The 16,192-nt window shown below is 57.0% G+C and carries 13 protein-coding genes; 11 read left to right on the top strand and 2 right to left on the bottom strand.

The features are described 5' to 3' along the window. The first annotated feature begins 10 nt into the window (after positions 1–10). The 9 genes from flgD (at position 11) to flgL (ending at position 9,071) form a co-directional block, all read left to right on the top strand. Positions 11–721, top strand: coding sequence for a flagellar hook assembly protein FlgD (gene flgD, locus ACMGG5_RS14690; RefSeq protein WP_048990267.1), 711 nt, complete (start codon positions 11–13; stop codon positions 719–721). A 26-nt stretch (positions 722–747) separates the two neighbouring features. Then, entirely contained in the window at positions 748–1,998 is a 1,251-nt protein-coding gene (gene flgE, locus ACMGG5_RS14695; protein WP_024909013.1) for a flagellar hook protein FlgE, read from the top strand. 20 nt (positions 1,999–2,018) lie between these two features. After that, entirely contained in the window at positions 2,019–2,774 is a 756-nt protein-coding gene (locus ACMGG5_RS14700) for a flagellar basal body rod protein FlgF (protein ID WP_008500811.1), read from the top strand. Positions 2,775–2,785: 11 nt separating this feature from the next. Continuing rightward, positions 2,786–3,568 (top strand): flagellar basal-body rod protein FlgG, encoded by a 783-nt coding sequence (gene flgG / locus ACMGG5_RS14705; RefSeq protein ID WP_008500810.1) that lies wholly within the window; start codon positions 2,786–2,788, stop codon positions 3,566–3,568. Positions 3,569–3,625: 57 nt separating this feature from the next. Continuing rightward, positions 3,626–4,324 carry a flagellar basal body L-ring protein FlgH gene (gene flgH / locus ACMGG5_RS14710; RefSeq protein ID WP_420278058.1) on the top strand — a complete coding sequence of 233 codons (699 nt, stop codon included), beginning with the start codon at positions 3,626–3,628 and terminating at the stop codon, positions 4,322–4,324. A gap of 12 nt (positions 4,325–4,336) precedes the next feature. Beyond that, entirely contained in the window at positions 4,337–5,434 is a 1,098-nt protein-coding gene (locus ACMGG5_RS14715) for a flagellar basal body P-ring protein FlgI (RefSeq protein ID WP_029740346.1), read from the top strand. Further along, the gene (gene flgJ / locus ACMGG5_RS14720) at positions 5,434–6,387 is read left to right on the top strand and encodes a flagellar assembly peptidoglycan hydrolase FlgJ (protein WP_032650844.1); all 954 of its coding nucleotides are present in this window, start codon (positions 5,434–5,436) and stop codon (positions 6,385–6,387) included. Before ACMGG5_RS14715 ends, flgJ begins: the two co-directional genes overlap by 1 nt. Positions 6,388–6,462: 75 nt before the next feature. Continuing rightward, positions 6,463–8,103 carry a flagellar hook-associated protein FlgK gene (gene flgK / locus ACMGG5_RS14725; protein WP_032650846.1) on the top strand — a complete coding sequence of 547 codons (1,641 nt, stop codon included), beginning with the start codon at positions 6,463–6,465 and terminating at the stop codon, positions 8,101–8,103. Positions 8,104–8,117: 14 nt separating this feature from the next. Continuing rightward, the gene (gene flgL / locus ACMGG5_RS14730) at positions 8,118–9,071 is read left to right on the top strand and encodes a flagellar hook-associated protein FlgL (protein ID WP_024909019.1); all 954 of its coding nucleotides are present in this window, start codon (positions 8,118–8,120) and stop codon (positions 9,069–9,071) included. A gap of 75 nt (positions 9,072–9,146) precedes the next feature. On the opposite strand, the gene ACMGG5_RS14735 is transcribed toward flgL, so the two are convergent. Further along, positions 9,147–10,361 (bottom strand): MFS transporter, encoded by a 1,215-nt coding sequence (locus ACMGG5_RS14735; protein WP_032650847.1) that lies wholly within the window; start codon positions 10,359–10,361, stop codon positions 9,147–9,149. 109 nt (positions 10,362–10,470) lie between these two features. On the opposite strand from ACMGG5_RS14735, the gene ACMGG5_RS14740 reads away from it, so the two are divergent. Beyond that, positions 10,471–11,409: a LysR family transcriptional regulator gene (locus tag ACMGG5_RS14740; RefSeq protein WP_420278060.1), complete on the top strand. Its 939-nt coding sequence runs from the start codon at positions 10,471–10,473 to the stop codon at positions 11,407–11,409. Between the two features lie 41 nt (positions 11,410–11,450). Here ACMGG5_RS14740 and rne read toward each other — a convergent pair whose 3' ends face one another. Then, positions 11,451–14,564 (bottom strand): ribonuclease E, encoded by a 3,114-nt coding sequence (gene rne, locus ACMGG5_RS14745; protein WP_420278061.1) that lies wholly within the window; start codon positions 14,562–14,564, stop codon positions 11,451–11,453. 572 nt (positions 14,565–15,136) lie between these two features. On the opposite strand from rne, the gene rluC reads away from it, so the two are divergent. After that, positions 15,137–16,084, top strand: a complete 948-nt coding sequence (gene rluC, locus ACMGG5_RS14750; protein ID WP_024909023.1) for a 23S rRNA pseudouridine(955/2504/2580) synthase RluC — start codon at positions 15,137–15,139, stop codon at positions 16,082–16,084. Positions 16,085–16,192 lie beyond the last annotated feature (108 nt).

The raw sequence follows: 16,192 nt of genomic DNA on the forward strand, positions 1-16,192 counted from the left end.
GGAGACATGCATGTCCATCGCCGTAAATGTGAATGATCCTACGAACTCGGGTGTTAACAACACCAAGAGTACGACGGGTTCTAACTCCCTGACGGGGAGTAACGCCGCCGATCTTCAGGGCAGCTTTCTGACGCTGCTGGTGGCGCAGCTTAAGAACCAGGATCCCACCAACCCAATGCAGAACAACGAACTGACCACGCAGCTTGCGCAGATCAGTACCGTGAGCGGCATTGAGAAACTGAACACCACCCTCGGTTCCGTCTCTGGGCAGATTAACAGCGCCCAGTCTCTGCAGGCGGCAAGCCTGATTGGCCACGGGGTGATGATCCCGGGAACCACGATTCTGGCAGGCACCAGCACCACCGACGGCAATACCACCACGACGACCACGCCGTTTGGCGTTGAGCTCCAGCAGCCGGCTGAGAAGGTGACTGCAACGATCATGGATGCCAATAACGTGGTGGTTCGCACCATTGATATCGGTGAGCTGAAGGCGGGCGTTCACACCTTTACGTGGGATGGCAGCCTGACCGACGGCACGAAAGCACCAAACGGTTCCTACAAAGTAGCGATCAGCGCCAGCAACGGGACAACCCAGCTGGTAGCGCAGCCGCTGCAGTTCGCGCTGGTCCAGGGCGTGATTAAAGGAAGCGACGGCAACAAACTGGATTTGGGAACCTCTGGTTCCACCACACTCGACGAAGTTCGGCAGATTATCTAAGCCTTATCACTTATCAGGAGTAAGTCATGGCCTTTTCTCAAGCGGTCAGCGGCCTGAATGCTGCGGCCACCAACCTGGACGTCATTGGCAACAACATCGCCAACTCCGCGACCTATGGTTTTAAATCCGGTTCTGCATCATTTGCAGACATGTTTGCCGGTTCCAAAGTCGGCCTGGGCGTGAAAGTTGCGGGCATCACTCAGGACTTTAGCGACGGCACCACCACCAACACCGGTCGTGGTCTGGACGTTGCCATCAGCCAGAACGGTTTCTTCCGTATGGTCGATTCCAACGGCTCTGTGTTCTACAGCCGTAACGGCCAGTTCAAGCTGGACGAAAACCGTACGCTGGTGAACATGCAGGGCATGCAGCTGACGGGCTACCCGGTAGCGGGTACGCCGCCTACCGTTCAGACCGGTGCGAACCCTCAGGCGATTACTATCCCGAATACCCTGATGGCGGCAAAATCGACCACCACCGCGACGCAGCAGATCAACCTGAACTCAACCGACCCTGTTCAAACTGCCCCTTTCGATGCGACCAACCCGGACACCTATAACAAAAAAGGGACCGTGACCGTATTCGACAGCCAGGGTAACGCCCATAACATGTACGTCTACTACGTGAAGACGGCCAACAATAAATGGGATCTTTACACTCAGGACGGCAGCGTTGCAGGTTCTACAGCAGCGAAAGCGGCGCAGATGAACTTTGATGCGAACGGCAACCTGGCGGGTGTCTATAACTACGACGCTGCGGGTGTACTGAGCGCAACGCCAAACGCCACGCCGGCCATTAACATCACCACGGGTTCTGTCAGCGGTGCGACGGCGGCGACCTTCTCCCTGAGCTTCCTGAACTCCATGCAGCAGAACACCGGTGCGAACAGCGTGGTGGCAACCAATCAGAACGGCTACAAGCCAGGCGATCTGGTGAGCTACCAGATCAACGACGATGGCACCGTGGTGGGAAGCTACTCTAACGAACAGTCTCAGGTTCTGGGTCAGATCGTGCTGGCAAACTTCGCCAACAACGAAGGTCTGAAATCGGAAGGCGACAACGTCTGGTCTGCCTCTCAGTCCTCCGGCGTGGCGCTGCTGGGTACCGCAGGCACCGGTAACTTCGGCAAGCTGACCAACGGCGCGCTGGAAGCCTCCAACGTGGATATGAGTAAAGAACTGGTGAACATGATCGTCGCGCAGCGTAACTATCAGTCGAACGCGCAGACCATCAAAACCCAGGATCAGATCCTCAACACGCTGGTTAACCTGCGTTAAGCGGCTAACAGGAAAGCGCAATGGATCACGCAATATATACCGCGATGGGCGCGGCAAGCCAGACGCTCAATCAGCAGGCCGTTACTGCCAGCAACCTGGCAAATGCCTCAACGCCGGGCTTTCGCGCGCAGCTTAATGCGCTGCGCGCGGTGCCGGTAGAAGGGCTTTCTCTGCCAACCCGTACGCTGGTGACGGCATCGACCCCTGGCGCAGATATGACGCCTGGGCAGATGGACTATACCTCACGCCCGCTGGATGTTGCCCTGCAGCAGGACGGCTGGCTGGCGGTGCAAACGGCCGACGGCAGCGAAGGCTATACCCGTAACGGGAACATCCAGGTGAGCGCGACGGGCCAGCTGACGATTCAGGGGCATCCGGTGATGGGGGAAGCGGGTCCGCTGACCGTGCCGGAAGGCTCTGAGCTGACTATCGCCGCGGACGGCACCATTTCGGCGCTGAACCCAGGTGACCCGGCCAACACCGTTGCGCCCGTCGGACGTCTGAAGCTGGTTAAGGCGGAAGGCAAAGAGGTGCAGCGTGGCGATGACGGCATGTTCCGTCTGACCCAGGCGGCGCAGGCGACGCGTGGTGCCACGTTACAGGCCGATCCGAGCATCCGCGTGATGTCCGGCGTTCTGGAAGGCAGTAACGTCAAGCCGGTCGAAGCCATGACCGACATGATCGCCAGCGCCCGCCGTTTTGAAATGCAGATGAAGATCATCAGCAGCGTGGATGAAAACGCGGGCAAGGCTAACCAACTTCTGGCTATGAGTTAACAGGACTCCTTATGATCAGTTCTTTATGGATCGCGAAAACAGGCCTGGACGCCCAGCAAACCAATATGGACGTGATTGCCAACAACCTGGCAAACGTGAGCACCAATGGTTTCAAGCGTCAGCGCGCCGTTTTCGAAGATTTGCTTTATCAAACCATCCGCCAGCCGGGGGCGCAGTCTTCTGAACAGACGACTCTGCCTTCGGGCCTGCAGATCGGTACCGGTGTTCGCCCGGTGGCCACCGAGCGTCTGCACAGTCAGGGCAACCTGTCTCAGACCAACAACAGTAAAGACGTGGCAATCAAAGGGCAGGGCTTCTTCCAGGTGCAGCTGCCTGACGGTACCTCTGCTTATACCCGCGACGGTTCGTTCCAGGTCGATCAGAACGGCCAGCTGGTGACGGCGGGCGGTTTCCAGGTCCAGCCTGCGATCACCATCCCGGCCAACGCCCTGAGCATCACCATCGGGCGTGACGGTGTGGTCAGCGTGACCCAGCAGGGACAGGCCGCGCCGGTTCAGGTTGGGCAGCTCAACCTGACCACCTTCATGAACGATACCGGTCTGGAAAGCATTGGTGAGAACCTCTACACCGAAACGCAATCCTCCGGTACGCCAAATGAGAGCACCCCGGGCCTGAACGGTGCGGGCCTGCTGTACCAGGGCTATGTTGAAACCTCCAACGTGAACGTGGCGGAAGAGCTGGTGAATATGATCCAGGTTCAGCGCGCGTATGAAATTAACAGTAAAGCAGTGTCGACGACCGACCAGATGCTGCAGAAACTGACGCAACTCTAAGGTGTAGCCCGGTGCGGTAAACGCCGCGCCGGCTCCCTGTTTTCGAAGATGAAGGCAATGCAAAAAAACGCGGCGTTTCGTTATCCGATACTGACTGTTCTGGCTGTCACCCTCAGCGGGTGTGCTTTGATCCCGTCCAAACCATTGGTCCAGGGTGCGACGACTGCCCAGCCCGTTCCTGGCCCTGCGCCAGTGGTAAACGGCTCCATTTTCCAGACCGCGCAGCCGATTAATTACGGCTATCAACCGCTGTTTGAAGATCGCCGCCCGCGTAACGTCGGCGATACATTGACCATTGTGCTGCAGGAAAACGTCAGCGCGAGCAAGAGCTCGTCGGCGAATGCCAGCCGCGATGGCAAAACCAATTTTGGCTTCGATACCGTGCCACGCTATCTCGTAGGGCTGTTCGGCAACGCGCGTGCTGATGTGAACGCGTCCGGCGGCAACACCTTTAACGGCAAAGGCGGCGCGAACGCCAGCAATACCTTCAGCGGTACGCTGACGGTCACGGTTGACCAGGTACTGGTTAACGGCAACTTACACGTTGTGGGTGAAAAACAGATCGCCATCAACCAGGGCACTGAATTCATTCGCTTCTCGGGCGTGGTTAACCCTCGCACCATCAGCGGCACCAACACCGTTCCGTCCACCCAGGTGGCGGATGCGCGCATTGAGTACGTCGGTAACGGCTATATCAATGAAGCGCAAAATATGGGTTGGCTGCAGCGCTTCTTCCTTAATTTATCGCCGATGTAAGCGAGGTGACCCATGTTTAAATCGATCTTCGCCGTGGCGCTTGCGCTGGTGGCAACGTTTGCCCAGGCTGACCGTATTCGCGACCTCACCAGCGTTCAGGGCGTACGTGAAAACTCCCTGATCGGCTACGGTCTGGTGGTGGGTCTGGATGGTACCGGTGACCAGACGACCCAGACGCCGTTCACCACCCAAAGCCTGAACAACATGCTTTCCCAGCTCGGCATTACCGTGCCGGCGGGAACCAACATGCAGCTGAAAAACGTGGCGGCAGTAATGGTCACCGCGTCCTACCCGGCGTTTGCGCGCCAGGGACAAACCATTGACGTGGTGGTCTCCTCAATGGGTAACGCCAAAAGCCTGCGCGGCGGTACGCTGCTGATGACCCCGCTGAAAGGCGTCGACAGCCAGGTCTATGCGCTGGCGCAGGGGAACATTCTGGTCGGCGGTGCGGGTGCATCCGCAGGCGGAAGCAGCGTGCAGGTGAACCAGCTGAACGGCGGACGTATCACCAACGGGGCGATCATTGAGCGTGAACTGCCGACTCAGTTTGGCGCGGGCAACACCATCAACCTGCAGCTCAATAATGAAGACTTCACGATGGCGCAGCAGATTGCCGATACCATCAACCGCAGCCGCGGCTACGGTAACGCAACGGCACTCGATGCGCGCACCGTACAGATCCGTACCTCCACCGGCAGCAGCAACCAGGTGCGCATGCTGGCAGACATCCAGAATATGGAAGTGAACGTTCCGGTCCAGGATGCGAAGGTGATCATCAACTCCCGTACCGGCTCGGTGGTCATGAACCGGGAAGTGTCGCTCGACAGCTGCGCCGTGGCGCAGGGGAACCTCTCCGTGACGGTAAACCGCTCCGCGAACGTGAGCCAGCCGAATACGCCATTTGGTGGCGGTCAGACGGTGGTGACGCCGCAAACGCAGATTGATATGCGTCAGAGCGGCGGGTCACTGCAAAGCGTTCGCTCCAGCGCCAACCTGAACAGCGTGGTGCGTGCCCTGAATGCCCTGGGGGCAACGCCGATGGATCTGATGTCCATCCTGCAATCGATGCAAAGCGCGGGCTGTCTGCGCGCCAAACTGGAAATCATCTAATGCTGACCGATAGCAAACTGTTGACCAGTGCAGCCTGGGACGCCCAGTCGCTCAACGAACTGAAAACCAAAGCAGGTAAAGACCCGGCGGCGAACATCCGCCCGGTTGCCCGCCAGGTAGAAGGGATGTTTGTACAGATGATGCTGAAAAGCATGCGTGAAACCCTGCCGAAAGACGGGATGTTCAGCAGTGATTCAACGCGTCTCTACACCAGCATGTATGACCAGCAGATTGCGCAGCAGATGACTGCGGGTAAAGGCCTCGGTCTGGCTGACATGATTGTCAAACAGACCGAAGCCGCGCAGGGTATTCAGCCTCAGGAGCAGCCGCAGCAGGTGCCGATGAAGTTCGACCTGGAAACGGTGACCAGCTATCAGAACCAGGCCCTGACGCAACTGGTGCGTAAAGCGATGCCAAAAGCCACGAGCAGCGGCGATGAGCCGCTCTCCGGTGACAGCAAAGACTTCCTGGCGCAGCTTTCTCTGCCTGCGCGCCTTGCCAGCGAACAGAGCGGCGTGCCGCATCACCTGATTCTGGCGCAGGCCGCGCTGGAGTCGGGCTGGGGTCAGCGTCAAATCCGCAAGGAAAACGGCGAGCCGAGCTTCAACATCTTCGGCGTGAAGGCCACCTCCAGCTGGAAGGGGCCGACAACGGAGATCACGACCACCGAATACGAGAACGGTGCGGCGGTGAAGGTCAAAGCCAAATTCCGCGTCTACAGCTCTTATCTGGAAGCCTTGTCCGATTATGTTGGCCTGCTGAGCCGAAATCCGCGCTATACCGCCGTTACGCAGGCGGCGACGGCGGAGCAGGGTGCTCAGGCGCTGCAAAACGCGGGCTACGCGACTGACCCGAACTATGCACGTAAGCTCACCAGCATGATCCAGCAGCTGAAATCCATGGGCGAGAAGGTCAGCAAAGCCTATAGCACAGATATCGAAAATCTGTTCTGAAAGTTCTCAAGTCCCGGTGGAGGTTGCCGATAACCTTCATCAGGACTCGTGTCTGAACGTATAAAAGGAACCCCCATGTCCAGTTTGATTAACAGCGCCATGAGTGGCCTCAGTGCTGCGCAGTCGGCACTCAATACCGTCAGTAATAATATTTCAAGCTATAACGTGGCAGGTTACACCCGCCAGACCACGGTGCTGGGCGCATCTAACAGCACGCTGACCGGCGGTGGCTGGGTGGGTAACGGGGTCTATGTCTCCGGTGTCCAGCGTGAGTATGACGCCTTCATCACCAACCAGCTGCGCGCCGCGCAGACGCAGAGCAGCGGTCTGACGACGCGCTATCAGCAGATGTCAAAAATTGACGATGTGCTCTCCGATACCACCAACTCGCTCTCCACCACGCTGCAGGACTTCTTCAAAAGCCTGCAAACCCTGGTGAGCAACGCGGAAGACCCGGCTGCACGTCAGACGGTGCTGGGTAAAGCGGGTGGTCTGGTCAATCAGTTCAAAACCAACGATCAGTATCTTCGTGACCAGGATACGCAGGTCAATACCGCCATCTCAAGCAGCGTGTCTCAGATCAACAACTACGCGACGCAGATTGCGAACCTGAACGATCAGATTTCTCGTCTGACCGGCGTCGGTGCGGGTGCTTCGCCAAACGACCTGCTCGACCAGCGCGATCAGCTCGTGACTGAACTGAACAAAATCGTGGGCGTGGAAGTCTCCGTACAGGATAGCGGCACGTTTAATATCTCTCTCGGCAATGGTTACAGCCTGGTGCAGGGCAGCAAAGCCAGCCAGCTGGCTGCCGTGAAGTCCAGCGCCGATCCGGCGCGTACGACCATCGCCTACGTCGATGACGTGGCGGGTAATATTGAGATCCCCGAGAAATTTATCACCACCGGTTCTTTAGGCGGTTTACTGACCTTCCGTAATGAAGATCTGGATAAAGCGCGTAACACTCTGAACCAGATGGCGCTGGCCTTTGCCGATGCGATGAACACGCAGCATGAAGCCGGTTTTGATGCAAACGGTGATGCGGGCGGTAAGCTGTTCAACTTTGGTTCTCCTGCGGTGCTGTCCAACAGCAAGAACGGCGGATCGGCGGTTGTTACGGCCTCTGTGGCGGACAGCAAACAGGTCCAGGCGACTGACTATAAGCTGCAGTTTAACGGCACTGACTGGACGGTCACCCGCACATCAGACAAAACCAGCTTTACGATGAGCCCGGATGCCAGCGGTAATCTGTCGTTTGATGGCCTTAACGTCAACGTGAGCGGTACGGCAAATACCAAAGACAGTTTCACCGTGAAGCCGGTTTCCAACGTCATCATGAACATGGATCTGGCGATCAGCGACGAGTCCAAACTGGCGATGGCGTCGGTACAGAACGGCGGTGAAAGTGACAACCGTAACGGTCAGAAACTGCTCGATCTGCAAAACGGCAAAGTGGTGGGTGGAAATAAAACCTTCAACGATGCGTATGCCTCTCTCGTCAGTACTGTCGGTAGCACCACGGCGTCACTGAAGGTGAGCAGCCAGACGAAAGCCAATGTGGAAACGCAGTTAATCAAGCAGCAGCAGACCATCTCTGGGGTAAACCTCGACGAAGAGTATGGCAATTTGCAGCGTTATCAGCAGTATTACCTGGCGAACGCCCAGGTTCTTCAGACTGCCAGTACGCTCTTCGATGCAATTATCAACATTCGTTAAGGTTGAGGTGAATAATGCGTATTAGCACCCAGATGATGTATGAGCAGAACATGCGCGGGATCACTGATTCCCAGAGCAGATGGCTGAGCTACGGTGAGCAAATGTCCACCGGTAAGCGCGTTAACCGTCCTTCGGACGATCCTATCGCCGCGTCGCAGGCCATCGTTCTGTCGCAATCTCAGTCGCAAAACAGCCAGTTTGCACTCGCGCGTACCTTTGCAACGCAGAAGGTCTCGCTGGAAGATAACGTGTTAACCCAGGTGAACACCGCAATCTCAAGCGTGCGCGAGAAGTTAGTTTACGCGTCGAACGGCACATTAAGCGATGACGACCGTCTTTCTCTGGCGACCGATATCCAGGGGATCCGCGATCAGCTGATGAACCTGGCCAACACGACGGATGGCAATGGTCGCTTTATCTTCGCGGGATACAAAACCGAGAGCGCACCGTTTGATGCCGTGACCGGGGATTATAACGGCGGCGCAGAGGCCATCTCTCAGCAGGTTGATACGGCGCGAAATATGACCATTAGCCATACCGGACAGCAAATTTTCGAAAGCATTACCAGTAATGCGGAACAGCTGCCGGGCGGTGGATATGGCCAGACCAACATGTTCAAAATCCTGGATTCTGCCATTGCGTCCCTGAAGACACCGATTGAGAACGATCCGGCTGCCGCAACGGCGCAAAACCAGGTGATTGCCAATGCGCAGATCGGCATCAAAAACGCCCAGAACAACGTCCTGACGGTCGTTGCGGATGTGGGAACCAAGATGAACGAACTGGAAAAACTCGATACGCTGGGAGATGACCGTGCCTTGGGTCAGACTAAGCAGATGAGTGATCTGGTGGATGTCGACTGGAACGAAGCGATTTCCTCTTACACCATGCAGCAGGCGGCCTTGCAGGCGTCTTATAAAGCGTTTAGCGATATGCAGGGCATGTCTCTGTTCCAGCTGAACAAATAACATCTTGACCTCTTGGAACATGTCTTGAAACTGGGCATGTTTTACTGCCCAATCCGTCTGGATTGGGCATTTTTTTTATGCGGCTTCTGCCGGTACGGAGGCGACACGCGCGCTTTCTATCAGACGGATGACCAGCGCAATGACGCCACAGACGGTGGCCAGCGCGACCACGCCCGTCCAGCCAGCCAGCGAGTAGATATTGCTGCCTAACGCGGAGCCCAGCGCCATCCCGATAAAGACCACCGTAAAGAGCAGGGCATTGAGACGACCGCGCGCCTGCGGTTCAAGGCTGTAGACCAGGTTCTGGTGAGCGACCAGGCTGGACTGCAGACCCAGGTCGAACCCGACGGCAGAGACGGCGATCAGCATCAGCTGTCCATGAACGCTCAGCGCGGGCATCAGGAACATCAGGGCGAATGAGACGGTCACAAGGACGGCACCAAGCTGCGTGACTTTTCCTGCGCCCAGTTTGTCCGCCAGACCCCCCGCCAGCGGGGCGGCTAATGCACCGGCGGCACCCGCAATACCAAACCCACCCGCTACGGCACTGCCAAGGTGATAGCGTTCCAGCAGCATGACCGCGAGCGTTGACCAGAAGGCGCTGAAGGCAATCGACAGAAAACCCTGAGCCAGCGCCGCGCGGCGCAGCGCCGGATAACGACGCCACAGATGTTCCATTGAACGCATCAGTGCGGGATAGCTCAGCGTGGAGTGAATGGCAAAACGGGGAAGCACAAACCACATCATCACCCCGATGAACGCAATGCTCGCCGCCGCCAGCTGGTACATGACGCGCCAGCCAAACGCTTCGCCCACTACGCCGCTCACGGTTCTTGATAATAAGATACCCATCAGCAGCCCGGTCATTACCGTGCCCACGGTTTTCCCCTGTTTACCTTCTGGTGCAAGAATCGCCGCAGCAGGGACGATATCCTGTGCCATGGTGGCGGCCATGCCGATGAGCAGGCTTGCCAGCAGCAGAGAATGGATCTGCCCGGTCAGGCTACAGCCGAGAAGAAACAGCGCCAGCGCTGCGCTTTTAATCAGAATTAACGTCCTGCGGTCGTGGCGATCGCCCAGGGGAAGCAGGAACAGGATACCGAGCGCATAGCCTGCCTGAGTTAACGTTGGGACCAGACCCATACCTTCAATGCTCAGATGCAGATCGGCACCCATCAGCGGCAGCAGGGGCTGCGCGTAATAGATTGATGCCACGCTGAAACCGGCCCCCAGAGCCAGCATAAAAATCACCCAGCGGCTTACAGCATGGGGAGTCGTTGTTGTGTTCATAAGTTGTTCCTCATTCGTCGTGTGCGGCTATTTTTTATCAGTACGCCTTGCGACGGTAGCGGGCCCGGTGGTAAAACGCTTATACGTTTAACGTATAAGTGAAATTGCAATGAAAAGAGCTGAGCGTATAGACAGGGTGGAGCTAATGCGGACGTTTGTCCGGATAGTGGAAGCGGGTTCCCTCTCTGCGGCGGCACGGCAGCTGGCCACCACCCAGGCCACGGTGAGTAGACGGCTACAGTCGCTGGAGACCATGCTGGGCGTGCGCCTGATATTGCGCACCACCCACACGACGCGGCTGACGGATGATGGCGAACGCTGCTACCAGCACGCTCGTCGGGTGATTGACAGCTGGCTGGCGCTGGAAGATGAGGTGGGGCAGACGGAAGATGAGCCCGTAGGCGTGCTGCGGGTGCGGGCACCCCACGCGTTTGGTCAGGATCAGCTTCTGAAACCCGTAACCGAATTTTTGCAACGCTATCCGCAGCTTTCGATTGAGTGGATGCTCAACGATCGGTCAGCGGACTTCCTCGGCGACAACCTTGACTGCGCTATTCGGGTGGGCGTGGAGGTCGATCCGGCGACCGTATCCGTGCTGCTGGCGGAAGTGCCGCGCTCGGTAGTCGCCTCTCCGGCACTGCTGGCCCGTTTTCCAGCGGTTACCACGCCGGAGGATTTGCAGCAGTTTCCCTGGATAGCGATCAGCTCTTTCTACCAGCGCCACGTGGAGCTATTTCATGATGCCTCGCCCACCACCGCGCGGATTGCTATTACGCCACGCCTCAGCACCGACAGCCTGTATGTCGCACGCAATACGGTGCTCACCGGTCTCGGTGTGGCGGTGGTATCCAGTTGGACGGTACAGGATGATATTCGGGAAGGGCGGCTGGTGCATTTGCTCCCGGAGTGGCAGCCAGCGGCGCTGCCGGTGCATCTGGTTTACCCCTGGTCCCGTTATTATCCGGCACGCTTGCGGCGTTTTCTGGAGCTGATGCGGCAGGTCATGCCGGAGGTCTCCGGGATGAGAAGGCCTGTGCAGCAGCCATAAAAAAAGCCGACCCTAAGGTCGGCTTTTTACTTTCAGCGTCGTTATTCGACAGACTGCGGACGCGTTGCCGGTGCAGTCGCCTGATGCGTTGCACTGTGGCCGCCAGCAGCGCCTTTACCATCGAAGCTGAACGCCGGGCGTACCCAGTCACTGTGACGCGGAGCTTCTGGCACGTAATCCGGCGCCGGAGCGCGGGTCATCGGTGCTGTCGCCACGTGGGCAGCGGCTGGCGCAGAGACAACCGGTTCAGGTTTCACTTCAGGCGCTTTCGGTTCTTCAACAACCGGTTCAACCTCAATCTCAACGTCCTGAACGACTTCTTCAGTGGTGGTTTCGACGGTGGCTTCAGCGGTGTCTTCCACTGCTGCTACAGGTTCAGCCTCTTCAGCAACTTCCTCAGCCACCACGACATCTTCTTCAGCAATAAGCTGCGGTGCGGCATCAACCGGCGCGGCAATTACTTCCGGATGAGTGGTTTCGACTTCAACTGCCTGAGGTGCTTCCGTTTCAACAACCTGAGGTTCAACCACGGTTGCCGCTTCAGTCACAACGTCTTCTACCGCTGCCGCAGGTGCAATCACCTCTTCGGTTACAGGCTGTTCTTCAACAACCTGCTCCGGACGCGCTACCGGGTAGCGGATCCAGACTTTGCCGGAAGCCATTTCTGGCGAAGCACAGGCAATGGTCAGCGGCATTGGCGACTGAGTTGGGTAACGCTCGTCACGATAGCGACGACGGCGCTGGCCGCTGACGCGCAGATGACGTGGGGAACGGCGTGAACGGCGCGGCATTCCGGCGTTATCACGGTTTTCACCGTTTTCATCCTGCTCTACGTTGTTTTCAACGACCGCAGGCAGATCAACTTTCGCCAGCTGAGTGCCGGTTGCGTTCTCGCGGGTTTCAACTGCGACAACGGCTGACTCTTCGGTTGCTTCGGAGGCGAAGCGGACTTTCTGAGCAAGCTGGCGCTGCTTACGGCGCGGCATAACCTGAGTACGTTCTTCCTGCTCGCCGTCCTGCTGTTCAACAGGCTCTTCGCGGTTCAGGTTTTTGACTTCCTGCTGTGCCTGACGCTTCTCGTCGTTACGACGACGGTTGCGTTCACGGCGCGGCTGCTGGTCGTCACGCTGTTTGCTCTTCTCAGACTCATCGCCCGCCTGCTGGCGAATTTCACGATCTTCAACATTCTGCTGCTGTTTCTCGCGACGGTTGCGACGGTTGTCTTCGCGTTGCTCACGACCTTCGTTATTTTCAGAACGGTTGTCGCGGTTGTCACGACGCTCGCTGCGGTCATTACGATCGCTACGGTCGTTACGATCGCGGCGGTTGTTCTGACGCTTACGGCGGTCCTGCTGGCGTTCAGGCTTGGCCGCTTTTGGCTCTTCCTTCGGCTGTTCTGGCTGAGCTTCTTCTTCAGCAAACATCTTCTTCAGCGCGCCAAAGAAGCGGCTCAGCAGACCCGGCTGCGCCGGCTGGGCTTTCGCTGCTGCTGGTTTCTGCGCTTCAGGTTTAGCCACAGGTTTTTCCAGGGCCGCCTCCGGTGGGGCTTCTGGCATGATAAAGGTCGCTAACGCAGGCTGCTCAGGCAGTTTGCGCTCGGCTGGCTCTTCATCGGAAGGCAGGGCCATCTCTTCTTCGTGTAGCTTCGGCAGCAGGTAGCTGAGCGTGGACGTCTCTTCACCTTTACGGACACGCAGCACGTGATAGTGCGGAGTTTCCATCTGGTCGTTTGGCACGATGATGCAGCGAACGCCACCCTGACGCGCTTCAATAGCACTTACCGCAGCTCGTTTTTCGTTCAGCAGGTAGGAGGCAATTGGCACAGGAACAATCGCGTGCACCTCTTTGGTATTCTCTTTCAGCGCTTCTTCTTCAATCAGACGCAGAATAGAGAGGGACAGCGATTCGTTATCACGCACGGTACCGGTGCCGGAGCAGCGCGGGCAAACGTGATGGCTGGACTCACCCAGCGACGGGCTCAGGCGCTGACGGGACATCTCCAGCAGGCCAAAGCGTGAGATATGGCTAATCTGGATACGCGCCCTGTCCTGACGGACCGCTTCACGCAGACGGTTTTCTACCGCACGCTGGTGGCGAACAGGGGTCATGTCGATGAAGTCGATAACAATCAGACCACCCAGGTCGCGCAGGCGGAGCTGGCGGGCGATTTCATCAGCGGCTTCAAGATTGGTGTTGAAGGCGGTCTCTTCGATATCGCCGCCGCGAGTTGCACGCGCGGAGTTGATGTCGATAGCGGTCAGCGCTTCAGTGGTATCGATAACGATAGAACCGCCGGACGGCAGACGCACTTCACGCTGGAAGGCGGATTCAATCTGGGATTCGATCTGATAGTGGCTGAACAGCGGGATTTCACCGGTGTACAGTTTAATTTTGCTGGTGAAATCCGGACGACCCAGCGCGGCGATGTGCTGGCGCGCCAGCTCAAGCACTTTCGGGTTATCGATCAGAATCTCACCGATGTCCTGACGCAGATAGTCACGGAAGGCACGGACGATCACGTTGCTTTCCTGGTGGATCAGGAACGGAGCAGGGCGGCTTTCCGCTGCTTTCTGGATGGCTTCCCAGTGCTTCAGACGGAAGCTCAGGTCCCATTGCAGCGCTTCGGCTGATTTGCCCACGCCCGCGGTACGCACGATAAGACCCATGCCATCAGGCAGTTCGAGGCTTGCCAGCGCTTCTTTCAGCTCGGTACGGTCATCACCTTCGATACGGCGAGAGATGCCACCCGCACGCGGGTTGTTAGGCATCAGAACCAGATAGCTCCCTGCCAGGCTGATAAAGGTGGTCAGTGCGGCACCTTTGTTGCCACGCTCTTCTTTATCAATCTGAACGATAACTTCCTGACCTTCACGCAGAACATCTTTGATGTTTGGTCGGCCATGGGCGTTGTAGTTTGCAGGGAAATATTCGCGGGCGATTTCTTTCAGAGGGAGGAAACCATGACGCTCAGCACCGTAATCGACAAATGCAGCTTCAAGGCTTGGTTCAATGCGGGTGATTTTACCTTTGTAAATGTTCGCTTTTTTCTGTTCGTGTCCAGGACTTTCGATATCCAGATCGTACAGGCGCTGCCCATCCACAAGGGCGACACGCAACTCTTCTTGCTGAGTTGCGTTGATTAACATTCTTTTCATCGTAACTTACTCGTTATTCTTACATTGACGACAAAGCTGCGGGCAAGGTGACGCTTTCCGGGGTATGAACCGATGGCCTCGTGTCTGTTCACGTCGCCAACCTCACGGTTGTCGCTCGCTTAAGAGGCGCAGAGTGTCGGTTGCCTGTATTTCATACGGAAACACAGCGCAATTATCAGGGGAATTGCCTGGGTAGAACTCTCCAGAGAACAATCCTTATACCGGGAAGTACTGCAACCCGCAGCCCGCTAACTGCCTGAAAGATCAATACGTCTTACGCCATTGCTGCGTGGATGATCGGTCAGACAAAATTGGTCATTCCGTCAACATCCTTACTTAACCAGGATTTAACACGGAAAACAGCCTCATTATTCCACTGCTCGCCGGGTTATAGCAAGATGACTTTTACCAATTATCACCCGGTTACTCACAGTTTCTTCACTTCAGAATGGCGATTGGTTTAATAACCACCAAATCGGTTGCGCGAAACGGGGAGCAGGCCGGATAAAAGTAAATATAAGCATAGAAAAATGAGTGGCGCTAATGGCTGACGATATTTAGAATCGCCACCCATGAAAACAGAGACTCCAGCCGTAAAAATGGTTGCCATCGCCGAAGATGACGCGGGGCAACGTATCGATAACTTTTTGCGCACCCAGCTGAAAGGTGTGCCAAAGAGTATGATTTATCGCATCCTGCGTAAGGGCGAGGTGCGGGTTAACAAAAAACGTGTGAAGCCCGAGTACAAACTCGAAGCCGGTGACGAAGTGCGTATTCCGCCGGTGCGCGTGGCAGAGCGTGAAGAAGAGACCGTTTCACCAAAGCTGCAGAAAGTGGCTGCCCTGAGCGATGTCATCCTTTACGAAGATGACCACATTCTGGTGCTCAATAAACCGTCAGGAACGGCAGTCCATGGCGGTAGCGGTCTGAGCTTCGGCGTGATTGAAGGGCTGCGTGCCCTGCGTCCGGAAGCGCGCTTCCTTGAGCTGGTGCACCGTCTTGACCGTGACACTTCAGGCGTACTGCTGGTGGCGAAAAAGCGTTCCGCGCTGCGTTCGCTGCATGAACAGCTGCGTGAAAAAGGGATGCAGAAAGACTATCTGGCGCTGGTGCGCGGCCAGTGGCAGTCCCATGTAAAAGTGGTGCAGGCGCCGCTGCTGAAGAACATTCTGCAAAGCGGTGAACGCATTGTCCGCGTGAGCCAGGAAGGGAAACCGTCTGAGACGCGCTTTAAGGTTGAAGAGCGCTATGAGTTTGCCACGCTGGTGCGCTGCAGTCCGGTGACCGGTCGTACCCACCAGATCCGCGTGCATACGCAGTTTGCAGGGCACCCCATCGCCTTTGATGACCGCTATGGCGACCGCGAGTTTGATAAGCAGCTGGCGGGGACGGGACTGTCGCGTCTGTTCCTGCATGCGGCAGCGCTGAAGTTTACCCATCCGAATACGGGGGAAGTCATCCGTATTGAAGCGCCGCTGGACGAGCAGTTGAAACGCTGTCTTAAGGTTCTGCGCGGCTAAGGTAAACGCAAAACGGCAACGAATGTTGCCGTTTTTAATGTTTGCTCCCTCTCCCTGTGGAAGAGGGCCGGGGGGAGGGCAGCAGGCCGCAGTGTAGTAGGCCCATGT

Source organism: Enterobacter sp. BNK-34, assembly GCF_048684445.1.
GTDB classification, from domain to species: Bacteria; Pseudomonadota; Gammaproteobacteria; order Enterobacterales; family Enterobacteriaceae; genus Enterobacter; species Enterobacter pseudoroggenkampii.